The 15306-nt window shown below is 67.5% G+C and carries 11 protein-coding genes; 6 read left to right on the top strand and 5 right to left on the bottom strand.

Features of this window, described 5'->3' with window-relative positions:
- Window positions 1-64: 64 nt before the first annotated feature.
- Entirely contained in the window at window positions 65-1045 is a 981-nt protein-coding gene (locus AC3WVS_RS03845; protein ID WP_492317469.1) for a LysR substrate-binding domain-containing protein, read from the bottom strand.
- Window positions 1046-1171: 126 nt separating this feature from the next.
- Between AC3WVS_RS03845 and AC3WVS_RS03840 the strand changes: the two genes are divergently transcribed.
- From AC3WVS_RS03840 to AC3WVS_RS03825, 4 genes are all read left to right on the top strand, one after another.
- Complete coding sequence (locus AC3WVS_RS03840; RefSeq protein ID WP_492317683.1) at window positions 1172-2455, top strand: D-amino acid dehydrogenase; 1284 nt, start codon at window positions 1172-1174, stop codon at window positions 2453-2455.
- A 121-nt stretch (window positions 2456-2576) separates the two neighbouring features.
- Window positions 2577-3488 (top strand): glutamate/aspartate ABC transporter substrate-binding protein, encoded by a 912-nt coding sequence (locus AC3WVS_RS03835; RefSeq protein WP_492317468.1) that lies wholly within the window; start codon window positions 2577-2579, stop codon window positions 3486-3488.
- 200 nt (window positions 3489-3688) lie between these two features.
- The gene (locus AC3WVS_RS03830; RefSeq protein WP_492317467.1) at window positions 3689-4498 is read left to right on the top strand and encodes a transporter substrate-binding domain-containing protein; all 810 of its coding nucleotides are present in this window, start codon (window positions 3689-3691) and stop codon (window positions 4496-4498) included.
- A gap of 109 nt (window positions 4499-4607) precedes the next feature.
- Entirely contained in the window at window positions 4608-5267 is a 660-nt protein-coding gene (locus AC3WVS_RS03825; protein WP_492317466.1) for an amino acid ABC transporter permease, read from the top strand.
- A 61-nt stretch (window positions 5268-5328) separates the two neighbouring features.
- Here AC3WVS_RS03825 and cphA (AC3WVS_RS03820) read toward each other — a convergent pair whose 3' ends face one another.
- Both cphA (AC3WVS_RS03820) and cphA (AC3WVS_RS03815) read right to left on the bottom strand, forming a co-directional pair.
- Window positions 5329-7899 carry a cyanophycin synthetase gene (gene cphA / locus AC3WVS_RS03820; RefSeq protein WP_492317465.1) on the bottom strand — a complete coding sequence of 857 codons (2571 nt, stop codon included), beginning with the start codon at window positions 7897-7899 and terminating at the stop codon, window positions 5329-5331.
- Between the two features lie 46 nt (window positions 7900-7945).
- Window positions 7946-10579, bottom strand: a complete 2634-nt coding sequence (gene cphA, locus AC3WVS_RS03815; RefSeq protein WP_492317464.1) for a cyanophycin synthetase — start codon at window positions 10577-10579, stop codon at window positions 7946-7948.
- A 240-nt stretch (window positions 10580-10819) separates the two neighbouring features.
- Here cphA (AC3WVS_RS03815) and AC3WVS_RS03810 point away from each other — a divergent pair, with 240 nt between their 5' ends.
- Together AC3WVS_RS03810 and AC3WVS_RS03805 are read left to right on the top strand one after the other, a co-directional pair.
- Window positions 10820-13111: a cyanophycin metabolism-associated ABC transporter gene (locus AC3WVS_RS03810; protein ID WP_492317463.1), complete on the top strand. Its 2292-nt coding sequence runs from the start codon at window positions 10820-10822 to the stop codon at window positions 13109-13111.
- Window positions 13101-13595, top strand: a complete 495-nt coding sequence (locus tag AC3WVS_RS03805; RefSeq protein ID WP_492317462.1) for a cyanophycin metabolism-associated DUF1854 family protein — start codon at window positions 13101-13103, stop codon at window positions 13593-13595. The genes AC3WVS_RS03810 and AC3WVS_RS03805 overlap by 11 nt, the downstream gene beginning before the upstream one ends.
- Window positions 13596-13657: 62 nt before the next feature.
- On the opposite strand, the gene AC3WVS_RS03800 is transcribed toward AC3WVS_RS03805, so the two are convergent.
- Window positions 13658-14059 (bottom strand): hypothetical protein, encoded by a 402-nt coding sequence (locus tag AC3WVS_RS03800; protein ID WP_492317461.1) that lies wholly within the window; start codon window positions 14057-14059, stop codon window positions 13658-13660.
- Between the two features lie 64 nt (window positions 14060-14123).
- Window positions 14124-15140 carry a fimbrial protein gene (locus tag AC3WVS_RS03795; protein WP_492317460.1) on the bottom strand — a complete coding sequence of 339 codons (1017 nt, stop codon included), beginning with the start codon at window positions 15138-15140 and terminating at the stop codon, window positions 14124-14126.
- Window positions 15141-15306 lie beyond the last annotated feature (166 nt).

Below are 15306 nucleotides of genomic sequence, written 5' to 3'. Positions count from 1 at the left end.
AGGTTGTGCCTGCAGGCGGCTTGATGATGGTGCACGCCGCGCGCGGCTGTCAATCGGACATCAATCAGACATCAGGCGGACCCCGATCGCGGCTCCGGGGCGTGGCGTCAAAGCTGGCGGCTGGCGCTTCCAGCCGCTGCGGCAGCGTTGCGGCCAGTTCCGCGGCGGCCAGCGCAAACTGCGCGCGCAGGTCGTCGGCGAGGCTGGAGCCGGCGCGGTGGCTGGCGCGCAGCATCTGGATCTCGAACGGCAGCGCCGGCGCCACGTCGTGCAGCGCGACGCGCTCCGGGCTGGCGCTGAGCGCGGTGTACTGGTCCAGCAGGGTCACGCCCAGCCCGGCATCGACCAGGGCCAGCGCCAGCGAATAGGTCTGCACCTCCAGCGTCGAGCGCGGCTCCAGCGCGTGCCGGGCCAGGGTCTGGCGCACCAGCAGCCCGAGCGAGCTGTTGTCGTCATAGCCGATGAAGGCGCGCTCCATCAGCCGCTGCATCGGCACAACCTGGCGGCGCCCGCCGGCGGGCAGCGGCTGGCCGCGCGGCACCGCCAGCAGCATGCGGCCGCTGGCCACCGGCTCGCTGGAAATGGCCTCGTGGCCCGGCGGCGCAAAGGCAAAGCCCAGGTCGATCTGGTTGGCCAGCAGCGCCCCGACGATCTCGTCGGTATGGTGGGTCAGCACCTGCACCTGCGTGTCCGGGTGGCGCGCGCAGAAGCGCCGCACCGCCGGCACCAGCAGCGGGTTGGCCAGGCTGGGGGTGGCGGCCACGCGCAGCCGCCCGGCGCCCTTGTGGCGCAGGCTTTCCGAGACCCGGCGCACGCGCTCGATCTCGCCATATAGCCTTTCGACATCGCCATAGAGCGCATTGGCCTCGGGCGTGGCCTGCAGCCGGCCGCGCACCCGCTCGAACAGGCGAAAGCCGAGCGAGGCCTCGGCGTGCTGCAGCACGCGCGTGACCACCGGCTGGGACACGTGCAACAGGCGCGCGGCCTCGCTGACGGTGCCGGTCAGCATCACGGCGCGGAAGACTTCGATCTGGCGCAAGCGCATGGCAATCCGGGAAGCGGGCAGGCATCCATAGCCTGATGACATATTCTGGCACGTATTCGCATTGGGCAATCCGCGCCGCCTGCACTACGCTTTGCCGGATCGGGAAAAAGCAATCAAGGGATGGCAATGCAGGTAGTGATCGTGGGCGCCGGCGTGGTCGGCATGACGACGGCGTGGCGCCTGGCCGAGGACGGCCACCAGGTGACGGTGCTGGAGCGCCACGACGGGCCGGCCGAGGAGACCAGCTTTGCCAATGGCGGGCAGCTCAGTTACAGCTATGTGGCGCCGCTGGCCGGGCCGGGCGTGATGGCCAAGGTGCCGGGCTGGCTGCTGCGGCGCGATTCGCCGATGCGCTTCCGGCCCGCGGCCGACCCGGCGCAGTGGCGCTGGCTGGCAGCCTTCATGGGCGCCTGCAATGCCGCCACCAGTGAAGCCACCACGCGCAAGCTGCTGCGGCTGGGGTTCTATTCACGCGACCTGATGCAGGCCTTCGTGGCCCGGCACCAGCATGACGATGTTGGCGCCGGTTTCGATTTTGCGCGGCGCGGCAAACTGGTTGTGCACCGCGATGCGGCGGCGTTCGACGCGGCCTGCCGGCTGCTGGACTACCAGGCCAGCCTGGGTTGCGAGCAGCAGGCGCTGGACCGCGATGCCTGCGTGGCGCTGGAGCCCGCGCTGGCCGGCATCCGCAACGAGATTGCCGGCGCCATCTACACGCCGAGCGAGGAAGTGGGCGACTGCCACCGCTTCTGCCTGTCGCTGGCACGGTTGCTGCAAGACGGGGCACACGCCGGGGTGTCGATGCGCTTCGGCACCGTGGTGCAAGAGCTGGTGCAGCAGGGCGGGCGCGTGACCGGCGTGCGGACCGCCAGCGGCGTGGTGCCGGCCGACGTGGTGATCGTGGCCAGCGGCATCGGCAGCGTGCCGCTGCTGCGCCCGCTGGGCGTGCGGCCGATGCTGTGGCCGCTCAAGGGCTACAGCATCACGGTGCCGCTGGCCAGCGGCACGCGCGCGCCGCATATCAGCGTGACGGACTTTGCCAACAAGATCGTCTACGCGCGCATCGGCAATACACTGCGGGTGGCGGGCATGGCCGACCTGGTGCGCGGCGGCACCCGCATCGATCCGGAGCGGGTCGGCACGCTGGTGGCACAGACACGCGCGTTGTTCGAGGGCATCGTGCCCGAGCTGCCGCTGGCGCAGCTGCAGCCGTGGGCCGGGCTGCGCCCGGCCACGCCGGACGGCCTGCCGCTGGTGGGGCCGTCGCGCGTGTCCGGGCTATGGCTGAACCTGGGCCACGGCGCACTCGGTTTTACGCTGGCGATGGGCAGCGCCGGCCTGCTGGCCGACCGGCTGGCAGGGCGCCGTCCGGCCATCGAAGCAGAGGATTTTGATGCTGTGTGCGCCTAGTGTCCTGTCCCGCTAGCGCCGCAGGCAAGTGTTGGTTCATGCCGTACCCGTGCGTCCGCAAGCCACGACGCCGTCCGCGAAACATGCCTCAATGACCAAGCCCCACTACAAGGAGCGCCACATGCAATCACTGCACACCCACCGATCCGCGACCCGCCGCGCGCTTGCGGCCGCCACGCTGCTGCTGGCCGCCGGCGCCGCCCATGCCGCCGATGGCGACACGCTGAAGAAGATCAAGGACAGCGGCGTGATCTCGCTTGGCTATCGCGAATCGTCGATCCCGTTCTCATACACCGATGGCAAGGAGGTCATGGGCTATTCGCACGAGATCCTGCTGCAGATTGTCGACAAGGTGAAGGGCGAACTGAAGATGCCCGGCCTGCAGGTGCGCCTGACCCCGATCACCTCGCAGAACCGCATCCCGCTGGTGCTGAACGGCACCATCGACATCGAATGCGGCAGCACCACCAACAACCTGGAGCGCCAGAAGCAGGTGGCGTTCTCCAACAGCATGTTTGTCTACGGCATCAAGATGCTGACCAGGAAGGATTCGGGCGTGAAGGAGTTCACTGACCTGAAGGACCGCAATGTGGTCACCACCGCCGGCACCACCGGCGAGCGCCTGCTGGTCAAGATGAACGGCGAGAAGGCCATGAACATGAACCTGATCAGCACCAAGGACCACGGCCAGTCCTTCCTGATCCTGGAGACCGGCCGTGCCGCTGCCTTCGTCATGGACGAGCCGCTGCTGTACGGCGAGCGCACCAAGGCCAAGAGCGCAGCCGACTGGGTGGTGGTCGGCGCGCCGCTGCAGACCGAGAACTACGCCTGCATGTTCCGCAAGGACGATCCCTCGTTCAAGAAGCTGGCCGATGGCGTGATCGCAGACCTGCAGACCAGCGGCCGTGCCGAGAAGCTGTACAACAAGTGGTTCATGTCGCCGATCCCGCCGCGCGGCATCAACATGAACTACCCGCTCTCGGCCGACATGAAGGCGCTGTTCGCGGCGCCCAACGACAAGGCCTACCAGTAAGGGCAGGGCGCCACCGCCGGGGCGTATCAGGTCCGGCGGTTATTTAGCCATAATGAATCAATATTTAGCGCTCGATAGTGTTTGCGGTAGTGTTGAGGCCGATATAGGCTCATAGCAGCACAACTGGCCGGCGGCCCTCACAAGCGGCCTCCGGCGCTGTCTGCCCCCCACACTGCTTATCCGCATCCACTGGAGAACATATGCGATCGATTCGTACTGGCTGGCTCAAATCCCTGCTGGCTGCCTCGCTGCTTGCCGGCGCCGGGCTGGCGTCCACCGCGGCGCAGGCCGCCGACCTGCTCGATACCGTCAGGCAGGCCGGCGTGCTCAGGATCGGCCTGGAGGGCACCTATCCGCCGTTCGGCTTCCGCGGCGCGAAGAACGAGCTGGAAGGCTTTGACGTGGACGTGGCGCGTGCGGTGGCGGGCAAGCTGGGCGTGAAGCCGGAGTTCGTCACCACCGAGTGGAGCGGCATCATTGCCGGCCTGCAGGCCGGCAAGTTCGATGTCATCGTCAACCAGGTTGCCGCCACGGCGCAGCGCAAGCAGGTGCTGGATTTCTCCACGCCCTATGTCTACTCCGAAGCGCAGCTGATCCAGCGCAAGGATGACAAGCGCGAGTTCAAGTCGCTGGAAGCGCTCAAGGGCCACAAGCTCGGCGTCAGCCTGGGCAGCAACTACAACGACCTGGCCAAGTCCGTGGCGGGCATCGACGTCAAGACCTACCCCGGCGCGCCCGAATACCTGCGCGACCTGGCGGCGCAGCGCGTGGATGCCGCGCTCAATGACCGGCTGATGGTGGGCTACCTGATCAAGACGGCCAACCTGCCGCTGCGCCCGGGCGCGGTGGTGCTGGGTGCGGGTTCGGAAGTCGCCATCCCGTTCCGCAAGGACAATCCCAAGTTTGCGCAGGCCATCAACCATGCGCTGGATGACCTGCGCAAGGACGGCACACTCAACAAGCTGTCGGTGAAGTGGTTCGGCACCGATGTGACCAAGCCGGTGAAGTAAGCCTGTGAAGTAAGCCGGGCGGTATCATGTCGCGGCGCGGCGGCCAGAGGGCTGCCGCGCCGTTTGCCATTTGCGCCACGCGTTCATTGTTCACGCCTCAGCCTTCCTTATGCCAGCTCTCCAACTCGTCATCGACTCCATGCCCGTGCTGCTGCAGGGCGCGCTGCTGACCATCAAGTTCGCGTTGTGGTCGATGGTGTTCGGGCTGATGCTGGGCACGGTGGTGGCGCTGATGGGCATCAGCCATAGCCGCGTGCTCAAGGCGGTGGCGCGCACCTACGTCAGCATCATGCGCGGCACGCCGCTGCTGGTGCAGATCTTTGTCGTCTACTACGGGCTGCCGGGCATCGGCATCGCGCTGGAGCCCACCCCCGCGGGCGTGCTGACGCTGAGCCTGAACGTCGGCGCCTACCTGTCCGAGAGCATGCGCGGGGCCATCCTGGGCGTGTCGCGCGGCCAATGGCTGGCAGCCTACAGCCTGGGCCTGACGCCGGTGCAGGCACTGCGCTACGTGATCGGCCCGCAGGCGCTGCGGCTGGCGGTGCCAAGCCTGTCCAACAGCCTGATCAGCCTGATCAAGGACACCTCGCTGGTATCGGTCATCACCGTGACCGAGCTGCTGCGCACTGCGCAGGAGGTGATCGCGGCCACCTACCAGCCGCTGCCTCTGTACCTGGCGGTAGCGGCGATCTACTGGGTGCTGAGCACCGGGCTGTCGGGCGTGCAGCATATGCTGGAGCGGCGCTTGTCGCTGCCCGGGCGCCACTGATCGGCGCGCAAAGAAAAAGGCCAGCTCCGCGGAGCTGGCCTTTTTTTTATCGCCGGGCCGGTCAGCCCTGCGCGATGCGGCTGGCGATATGCCCCAGCGCCTCTTCCACCTGGTCCACCAGGACCAGGCACAGGTCGCCCGGCTGCAGGTGCGACAGCGCGGTATCGATGGCGAGGAACTCGCCACGGATCTCCTCGACCTGGCCGGCGCGTTGCGCGCCCTGCAGGCCTTCGCGCAGCAGCGCCAGCACCTCGCCGTCGGCGCGGCCGCGCTGGCACTGGTCCTGGTACAGGATGACTTCATCGAACACGCCGCCCAGGATCTGGGTCTGGCGGCGGATGTCGTCGTCGCGGCGGTCGCCCGCGCCGCTGATCACCACCATGCGCCGCTTGGCCGGGATGGTCTCGACAGCGTTGCACAGCGCCAGGATGGCATCCGGGTTGTGGCCGTAGTCGGCGATCAGCGTGGCGCCGCGGTAGTCGAACACGTTGAAGCGTCCCGGGGCGGTCTGCGCGTCGTTGACGAAGGTGGCCAGGCCACGGCGGATGATCGACCAGTCGATGCCCAGCGCCCACGCGGCCGCGATCGACGACATCGCGTTATCGACCTGGAAGCCGATGGTGCCGTTGCGCGTCAGCGGGATCTCGGCCAGAGCGATGCGCACTTCGGTATCGACTTCGGACGCGACGATGTCGGCGCCGTCCACGAACACCACGCGCTTGCCCTGCGCGCGGTGCGTGGCCATGGCCGGCTGGTTGGGATCGTGGGCGAAGAAGGTGACGCTGCCGGGGCAGGCGTCGGCCATGCGCACCACCATCGGGTCGGCTGCGTTCAGGACCGCCATGCCGTGCGGCGCGACGTTCTGCACGATCACGCTCTTGAGCACCGCCAGGTCTTCCACCGAGTTGATGTAGGACAGGCCCAGGTGGTCGCCTTCGCCCACGTTGGTCACCACCGCCACGTCGCAGCGGTCGAATGCCAGGCCTTCGCGCAGCAGGCCGCCGCGCGCGGTTTCAAACACGGCGGCGTCCACGTCCGGGTGCAGCAGCACGTTGCGCGCGCTGCGCGGGCCGCTGCAGTCGCCGGTGTCGATGCGCTCGCCCTGGATATACACGCCATCGGTGCCGGTCATGCCCATGCGCAGGCCGCTGGTGGCCATGATGTGGGTGATCAGCCGGACCGTGGTGGTCTTGCCGTTGGTGCCGGACACGGCCACCACCGGGATGCGGCCATCGTCGCCATCGGAGAACATGGTCGAGACAATGGCTTCGCCGACCGCGCGGCCCTTGCCGTAAGACGGCTGCAGGTGCATGCGCAGGCCCGGCGCGGCGTTTACCTCGACGATGCCGCCGGCCTGTTCCTCGAACGGCTTGAGCATGGTCTCGCACACGGCGTCGACGCCGGCGATGTCCAGGCCCACCATCTGCGCCGCCGCCACGGCACGCGCGGCGATGTCCGGGTGGACGTCGTCGGTCACGTCGGTGGCGCTGCCGCCGGTGGACAGGTTGGCGTTGTTGCGCAATACCACGCGCGTGCCGTTGGCCGGCACGGAATCGGCGGTCAGGTTCTGCTTGGCCAGCGTGGCCAGCGCGATGTCGTCAAAGCGGATCTTGGTCAGCGAGGTCGCATGGCCTTCGCCGCGGCGCGGGTCGCGGTTCACTTCCTCGACCAGCTGGCGCACCGTATGCACGCCGTCGCCGATGACCTGCGGCGGATCGCGGCGCGCGGCCGCCACCAGCTGCTTGCCGACCACCAGCAGGCGGAAGTCATGGCCCGGGATATAGCGCTCGACGATCACATCCGAGCTGATGTCCGAGGCGACCTCGTAGGCCGTCATCACTTCCTCGCGGGTGCGGATGCGCACCGCCACGCCCTTGCCCTGGTTGCCGTCGCGCGGCTTGACCACCACCGGGGCGTCGATTTCCTGCGCTGCGGCCCAGGCCTCTTCGGCGCTGCGCACCGAGCGGCCCAGCGGCACCGGCACGCCGGCGGCGTGCAGCAGGGTCTTGGTCAGGTCCTTGTCCTGCGCGATCGATTCGGCCACGGCGCTGGTGCGGTCGGTCTCGGCGGCCTGGATGCGGCGCTGCTTGCTGCCCCAGCCGAACTGCACCATCGAGCCCTGCGTCAGGCGCCGGTAGGGGATGCCGCGCGCCACGGCGGCGTAGACGATGGAGCCGGTGCTGGGCCCCAGGCGCACGTCCTCGTCCAGCTCGCGCAGGCGGTGCAGCGCGTCGGCCAGGTCGAACGGGGTGTCGTTGCGCGCGGCGCGGCACAGGGCCTCGGCCAGCTCGAACGCAAGCCGGCCGACTTCTTCCTCGCTGTATTGCACGATCACCTGGTAGGTGCCGGGCTCGACCGTCTGCGCGGTGCGGCTGAAGGTGACCGGGCAGCCGGCAGCGGCCTGCAGGCGCAGCGCGGTCACTTCCAGCACGTGGGCCAGCGACAGCTCGCCCGACTCCTCGTCCGGGCGCAGCGGCCCGATCTCGGGGAAACGGGCGCGCAGCCGGTCTTCAAAACCGGGCAGCGCCGACAGCATGTTGGTGGCATCCTGGCAGGCCACGATCGCCTCGATGGCGGTGTGGCGGCACCACAGGTTCGGGCCCCGCAGGGCCCGGATACGTGAGACTTCCATAGAACGGTTTCCGTGTCTTCTAAGCGCGGTTGAGCTTGGGGCCGCGTCAGGCGCGGCGCGCAGGCTGGCCCATCCAGTGGTGCACCAGGTCGACGGTGGCGCCGGTGGCGGCCTCGTCGCACTGCAGTACCAGCAGATCGCCCGGCACCAGCTGGTTCAGGGCGGTTTCAATGGCGCTGGCACGCGTGCCTTCGTCGATGATCTTGGTGACGCGCCGGCCTTCGTACAGGCCCTGCTTGAGCAGCGCGCGCGCCTCGGCATCGGGCAGGGCGCGCTTGACGCTGCGGTCCTCGCACAGGAAGACGCGGTCGAAATGCTGGCCCAGCGCCATGCCCTGGCGCACCAGGTCTTCGTCGCGGCGTTGCATGCCGGCGCCGTAGACCACCATGCGGCGCTCGGCCGGGAAGCGCTCCAGCGCGGTCGCCAGGGCTTCCAGCGCGGGCGCGTTGTGGGCGTCGTCGACCACCACGGTGGCGCCGTTGCGCTCGAACAGCGTGAAGCGGCCCGGCACGTCGACCTGGCCGACATCGAAGGTCACCACGCCGGCGCGGATCAGGTCGTTGGAAATGCCCAGCGCCCAGCCCGCGGCCACGGCCGCCAGCACGTTCTCGACCTGGAACGCGACGCGCCCGGCATAGGTCAGCGGCACCGCGGCCACGTCCACCAGCGCGGTTTCGCTGCTGCCGGTGGCCAGCACGATCTTGCCTTCGCGCAGGTACACCGCGCGCTTGCCGGCGGCACGGTGCGACACGATCGCGGGCAGCTCCGGCGTCAGGCCGAAGAAGATCACGTCGCCGTCGCACAGCCCGGCCATCTCCACCAGGCGTTCGTCGCGCGCGTTGAGCACGGCCGCGCCGGTCTCAAGCACCACGTCGACCTGCGTGCGCAGCACGTTGTACATGCGGTCCTCGTCCTCGACGTAGTAGTCGCCGAGGTGGTCGGGCTGGTCGAAATTGGTGACCACGCCGACCTGGCAGCGGTCGTAGGCCAGGCCTTCGGAGAGGATGCTGCCGCTGTCGTTCTCGAACACGGCGGCCTCGACCGCGCGGTTCATCAGGATGCGATGGCCCGATTCCCAGTTGGCGCGGTCGCCGCTTTCCACCTGGCGGCGGTCCAGGAACAGCCCGTCGCTGCAGGCCAGGCCGGTATGCTTGCCCGACAGCTGCAGCAGGCGCGCCACCAGGCGCGCGACCACGGTCTTGCCGTTGGTGCCGGTCACGCCCACCACCGGGATGCGGCCCTGGTCGTCATCGGACTCAGGGAACAGGTGGTTGACGATGGCGCGGCCGACCGGACGCGGCGTGCCTTCGGCCGGCTTGATATGCATCAGCAGGCCGGGGCCGGCGTTGACCTCGACGATGGCGCCGCGCTGCTCGGCCAGCGGGCGCGAGATGTCCTCGGCCACCAGGTCCACGCCGGCGATGTCCAGCCCGACCACGCGCGCGGCCAGCGCCGCATGCGCTGCGACGCTCGGGTGCACGCGGTCGGTGACGTCGAAGGCGACATTGCCGTTGCGCTGGATCAGCACGGTGCGGCCTTCGGGCGGTACCGAGCTGGCGTCCATGCCCTGGCGCTTCAGTTCCAGGCGCGCGGCCGAGTCCAGCCGCACACGGTTCAGCGGATGATCCTCGGTGGTGCCGCGGCGCGGATCGGAATTGATCTGCAGCTCGATCAGCTCGTCGATGGTGGACTTGCCGTCGCCGACCACGCTCGCGGTCTCGCCCATGGCGGCGGCCACCAGGCGGCCGCCCACCACCAGCAGGCGGTGCTCGTTGCCGGGGATGAAGCGTTCGACGATGACGCCGTTGCCTTCGTCGATGGCCACGCCGTAGGCGGTCTCGACTTCCTCGCGGGTCATCAGGTTGGTGAACACGCCGCGGCCGTGGTTGCCGTCATAGGGCTTGACCACCACCGGCACGCCGATGTCCTCGGCGGCGTCCCAGGCGTCTGCCGGGGAATCGACCATGCGGCCCTCGGGGACCGGCACGCCGCAGGACTCAAGCAGGCTCTTGGTCAGGTCCTTGTCGCGCGAGATGCTTTCGCCGATGGCGCTGGTACGGTCGGTCTCGGCGGTCCAGATGCGGCGCTGGCGCGCGCCGTAGCCCAGCTGCACCAGGTTGCCGTCCGACAGGCGGATCGCCGGGATGTCGCGGTCGTCCGCGGCATCGACGATGCAGGCGGTGCTGGGGCCCAGGCAATGCTCGTCCACCAGGCGGCGCAGGTTGTCCACGGCGGCGGGGACGTCGAAGGGACGGTCCTCGATCGCGGCCATGACCAGGTCGCGGGCGGTGAACAGGGCGACGCGGGTGACTTGCTCGTGCCAGGCGCGCACGATCACCTTGTAGACGCCGCGCACCGGGGTCTCGCGCGCCTTGCCGAAGCCGCCGGGCATGCCTGCCAGGTTCTGCAGCTCAAGCGTCACGTGTTCCAGGATATGGCCGGGCCAGGTGCCGTCCTTCACGCGCTGCAGGAAGCCGCCGCGCTCGCCGATACTGCAGCGATGCTCGATCAGCGACGGCAGCCAGGCCGACAGGCGCTCGTAGAACCCCGGAATCGTGTTGGAGGGAAAGTCCTCCAGTTCCCCGATATCGACCCATGCCTCCAGTACGGGCCGATATGTCCACATATTCGGGCCGCGCAGCGACATGACATCGAAAATCTCAATGTCCTTCTTTTTCATTGAATTAGCTTGAGGCAGTGGGCGGAACCGCCCGAGAAATGGAAGCCTAACCTTTCAGTAACGTTACAGCACAGAGCGGGTTGACTTTCTTCGTGTAAAAGTGATTGTGCAGTGCATCAGGAGTACCCGCGCGTTCGTCGTTATGTATACTGCGGGCGAATTCGCGGGCCGCCAGAGCGTGCCCGGCCTAAATTTGTTTCAAGTTATGTCCGTACCCCCTGGACGCACGCCGCGCCATCCATGACCCAGTCCTCCCTGCCTGTCCCTACCGCCCCTGCTGCCGACGAGCCCTGGCGGACCGAATCCGGATCGTGGCTCCGACCCGGCGAGACCGTCCTGGCCGGACTGGTTCTGGACCTCGACGCGAAGCTGCATTTTACCCAAGGGTGGCTGGTTGTGACCGACCAGCGCATCGTTGCCCGGGCTCCCGGTGAAAAAAATGTGCGGGAATGGAACATCGGGACCTCCCTGCGCCTCTCGCACACCGACCACGCGGGCGTGGGCGCGCTGGAACTGAGCGGTCCAGAGGGCCGGCTGGCCAGCTGGCGATACACGCTTGGTTACAATCCGGCCGCGCTGCGGCTGGCCGACCAGTTCGAATTCCAGCGCGATGCCGCCGGCGCGCGCCCGGCCGGCGAGGCGGGCGAAGTGCTGTGCCCGACCTGCAAGGCGCCGCTGCCGCCGGACGAGGAACAGTGCCCCCAATGCAGCCGGGAGCTGGAAACCCCGCCGTCGACCTGGGCGCTGCTGCGCCTGTGGCGCTTTGCCCGGCCGTACCAGTGGCAGCTGCTGGCGGGCTTCCTGCTGACGCTGCTGTCCACCGCGGCCACGCTGGTGCCGCCGTACCTGACCATGCCGCTGATGGACAAGGTGCTGATCCCGTTCCAGAACGGGGTGCCAATCGACTACGGGCTGGTGCGTCTGTACCTGGCGGGATTGCTGGGGGCGGCGCTGGTGGCCTGGTCGCTGGGGTGGGCGCGCACTTACCTGCTCGCGCGCGTATCGGAGCGTATCGGCGCCGATCTGCGCACTACCACGTACGAACATCTGCTAAAGCTGTCGCTGGAATACTTCGGGGGCAAGCGCACCGGCGACCTGATGGCGCGCATCGGCTCGGAAAGCGACCGCATCTGCGTCTTCCTGTCGCTGCACCTGCTGGACTTTGCCACCGACGTGCTGATGATCCTCATGACGGCGGTGATCCTGGTATCGATCAACCCGTGGCTGGCATTGGTCACGCTGGTGCCGCTGCCGTTCATTGCCTGGATGATCCACCTGGTGCGGGACCGCCTGCGCCACGGCTTCGAGAAGATCGACCGGATCTGGTCCGAGATCACCAATGTGCTGGCCGATACCATCCCCGGCATCCGCGTGGTCAAGGCCTTTGCCCAGGAAAAGCGTGAGGTGTCGCGCTTCCGCGAGGCCAACAAGCACAACCTGGCGATCAATGACCGCGTCAACGCGGTATGGTCGCTGTTCACGCCGACGGTGACCCTGCTGACCGAGATCGGCCTGCTGATCGTGTGGGTGTTCGGCATCTGGCAGGTGTCGCACAGCGCCATCACGGTGGGTGTGCTGGTGGCGTTCCTGACCTATATCAGCCGCTTCTATACCCGGCTGGATTCGATGAGCCGGATTGTCTCGGTGACGCAGAAGGCCGCTGCCGGCGCCAAGCGCATCTTCGACATCCTCGACCATGTGTCGAGCGTGCCGGAGCCGGTGCGCCCGGCGAAGCTGGACAAGGTCGAAGGCGCCATCGACATGAGCGACCTGGGCTTCCGCTACGGTAACCGCGCGGTGATCCGCGGGCTGAACCTGTCGATCGAGCCGGGCGAGATGATTGGCCTGGTGGGGCACAGCGGCTCGGGCAAGAGCACGCTGGTCAACCTGATCTGCCGTTTCTACGATGTTTCCGAGGGCGCGATCCGCGTCGACGGCGTCGATATCCGCTCGCTGCCGGTGTCGGAGTACCGCCGCCATATCGGCCTGGTGCTGCAGGAGCCGTTCCTGTTCTTCGGCACGATTGCCGACAACATTGCCTACGGCAAGCCCGACGCCACGCGCGAAGAGATCATCGCCGCCGCGCGCGCCGCGCATGCGCACGAGTTCATCCTGCGTCTGCCGCACGGCTATGACTCGCTGGTCGGTGAGCGTGGCCAGGCGCTGTCAGGCGGCGAGCGCCAGCGCATCTCGATCGCGCGCGCACTGCTGATCAACCCGCGCATCCTGATCATGGACGAGGCCACCTCGTCGGTCGACACCGCCACCGAGAAGGAAATCCAGAAGGCGCTCGACAACCTGGTGCAGGGCCGCACCACCATCGCCATCGCGCACCGCCTGTCGACGCTGCGCAAGGCCGACCGGCTGGTGGTGATGGACCGCGGCCAGATCGTCGAGGTCGGCAGCCATGATGAGCTGCTGTTGCGCGAAGGTGCGTACTACAAGCTGTACCAGGCGCAGGCGCGCAATGTCGACACCGAGGACGGCGAAGACGAAGCGATCGAAACGCCGGAGGCCGCCAATGCCCAATGACATCCCCGCCACCATGCCGACGCCCATGTTTACGCTAGATCGCAATCGTTTTGGCCGCCTGGTCCTGATCGCCGAGGACGGCACCGTCCACGAAGGCGTGGTGCCGGTGCGCGCCTTCCCGATTTCCGCACCGCAGGGCGGCATCGGCCTGATGAGCACCGACGGGCATGAAGTGGTGTGGATTCCGCGGCTGGAGGATTTGCCGCTGGCAGAGCGCAGCATGATCGAAGCGGAACTCGCCTCGCGCGAGTTCATGCCGGAGATCCAGCGTATCGTCAGCGTGTCGACCTATGCCACGCCCAGCGTGTGGACGGTGCAGACCGATCGCGGCCAGACCGAACTGGTGCTGCGCGGCGAAGAGGCGATCCGGCGCCTGGCCGGCAGCACGCTGCTGATATCGGACACGCACGGCATCCACTACCTGATCCGCGACCTGATGGCGCTGGACAAGCACAGCCGCAAGATCCTCGACCGCTTCCTCTGAGGCGTCCCTGGCGACGCTGACCCCGAGCCGGAGTTCTGCCGGCCGGGTTCCCGATCCGGGCCCTAGTGCAGCATCTCGGACGCGTCGTCCGCGTCGTCCCAGTCATCGTGCATGACCGGCACGTCAGGCGCCATGTCGAACACCATCGAGTGGTAGCGCACGCTGAACCACTCGCGGAACATCTGCAGCGACAGTTCCTCGGGCCACATCGAGTCGTCGAACCACTCGCCCAGCATGAATTCGAAGAATTCCTGCCAGCGCTTCTCGACCCAGCGCACGGCGTTGTCGTGCGTATCGGCCAGTTCTTCCGGCAGCAGGAACACGCTCTGATCCTCGCGCACCTGCTCTAGCGTGAGGCCGGCCACCGGCTGGGGATCGACCGCCTGGATCCAGTCCAGGAACGGCTGTTCCGGGACCAGGGCGACCATGGAACGGTTGATGGTGAAGCGGGGATGGTCAGACATGGCGAAAGCCTTCAAGGACTGCAGCCGGCTATTGTAGTCCTTCGGCGCGCCGCTTCCATGCCGGCTATTGATAATCCATGGTAAAGACCATCGCGCTCGACACCGTCCCCGGGGAGGGCGTGCCGCCCAGTCCGATGTAGCGCGCGCCGAAGCGGTATGTGGCGGGAACGTTGGCCGTGATGTTGCCCATCGCATTGCGCACCTGCAGCGGAACGGGCGCGGTGCCGCTCGCATTGACGATCTGCACGCCAGCGCCACTGGCCATGCCGCCCGTCCCGCCACCGCTGATGCCGAGTATGCCGGTTGCGGCCGAGACCACGGGTGTGCCTGCGGCGCCGTCGAGTGTCATGCCGACTATGGCCGCGCCGCTGCAGGTCAACTGGATGGCGAATGGTGTGCTGCCACCCGCGCGCCCGCTCGCGAGCGTGCTGGCGCTGATCGTCGGCAAGTTGACCACCGTTGGGTAGTTGAGATTGCAGGCAATTTCCCGGGGGGTCACATTGCCGGAGAAGCCGATGTAGTTGTTGCCAGAGCCGCCTAGCGCGCCGGCCAAGCTGCCGTTGTAGACACCGAAGCCGAACTCGGTCTGGCTTGGATCGAGATTGCCTGAGGTGATCGGGCCGGTCTTGACAAATTCCACCGATACCGACACGGCATAGTTCAGGTTTGCGTCCAGGTTTCCCAGGTTAGCGCCGCGGGTATCGCACCAGACACCAGCGGCATTCGTCATGGGCTGGCCAGAGGCATTGCGCAGCCGGATGCCGATGCCGGCGACGCCGGTGGAGTAGACGCCGGGCATGACTTCAGTGCCGCTGCCGTAGTAGCAGGAGATGATGGGAGCGCCGGCCACCACGTACGGCGGCACGTAGGCACAGGTGCCGCTGAATGAATAGTAGTGCACCGTTCCGGGAATGGTGCTGCCAACGGCAAGGTTGGCGGCGACGGCAATGTTGCTTAGTGCCTGCAGATATGGCATTGCCGGCGTGGCACTGCAGGTCGCATGAGCGAAATGCGGGACCGCAAAGCATGCAAGTACCACCAGCCAGTGGCGCAGGGTGCTGATTAGTTGTTTTCCGTTCATAGCAGGGCTCGCCGTGATGGCATGCGCGGCGTGCACAAACGGCCAGGTTGCGGGCCGGCCCTCCGGCTTTCCGGCATGCCGGTTGAAGTTGCGCTACTACGATAGGTTTGGCGCAGTCCGGCGGCAATAAGGCTTGCCTTAAACCCGGGTCAGAGATTTCACGCCA

It is taken from the genome of Cupriavidus sp. CPT47-8839-RL05A, assembly GCF_058792255.1.
Note: the sequence above shows the minus strand (reverse complement) of the source record. Positions and strands in the feature narration are given on the sequence as shown.

Bases quoted from the DNA above. Each gene is read 5' to 3' on its own strand.
- AC3WVS_RS03835 (WP_492317468.1), top strand. From the start codon at position 2,577: ATGCAATCACTGCACACCCACCGATCCGCGACCCGCCGCGCGCTTGCG.
- AC3WVS_RS03805 (WP_492317462.1), top strand. From the start codon at position 13,101: ATGCCCAATGACATCCCCGCCACCATGCCGACGCCCATGTTTACGCTA.
- AC3WVS_RS03800 (WP_492317461.1), bottom strand. From the start codon at position 14,059: ATGTCTGACCATCCCCGCTTCACCATCAACCGTTCCATGGTCGCCCTG.
- cphA (WP_492317464.1), bottom strand. From the start codon at position 10,579: ATGAAAAAGAAGGACATTGAGATTTTCGATGTCATGTCGCTGCGCGGC.
- AC3WVS_RS03845 (WP_492317469.1), bottom strand. From the start codon at position 1,045: ATGCGCTTGCGCCAGATCGAAGTCTTCCGCGCCGTGATGCTGACCGGC.
- AC3WVS_RS03840 (WP_492317683.1), top strand. From the start codon at position 1,172: ATGCAGGTAGTGATCGTGGGCGCCGGCGTGGTCGGCATGACGACGGCG.
- cphA (WP_492317465.1), bottom strand. From the start codon at position 7,899: ATGGAAGTCTCACGTATCCGGGCCCTGCGGGGCCCGAACCTGTGGTGC.
- AC3WVS_RS03830 (WP_492317467.1), top strand. From the start codon at position 3,689: ATGCGATCGATTCGTACTGGCTGGCTCAAATCCCTGCTGGCTGCCTCG.
- AC3WVS_RS03795 (WP_492317460.1), bottom strand. From the start codon at position 15,140: ATGAACGGAAAACAACTAATCAGCACCCTGCGCCACTGGCTGGTGGTA.
- AC3WVS_RS03825 (WP_492317466.1), top strand. From the start codon at position 4,608: ATGCCAGCTCTCCAACTCGTCATCGACTCCATGCCCGTGCTGCTGCAG.
- AC3WVS_RS03810 (WP_492317463.1), top strand. From the start codon at position 10,820: ATGACCCAGTCCTCCCTGCCTGTCCCTACCGCCCCTGCTGCCGACGAG.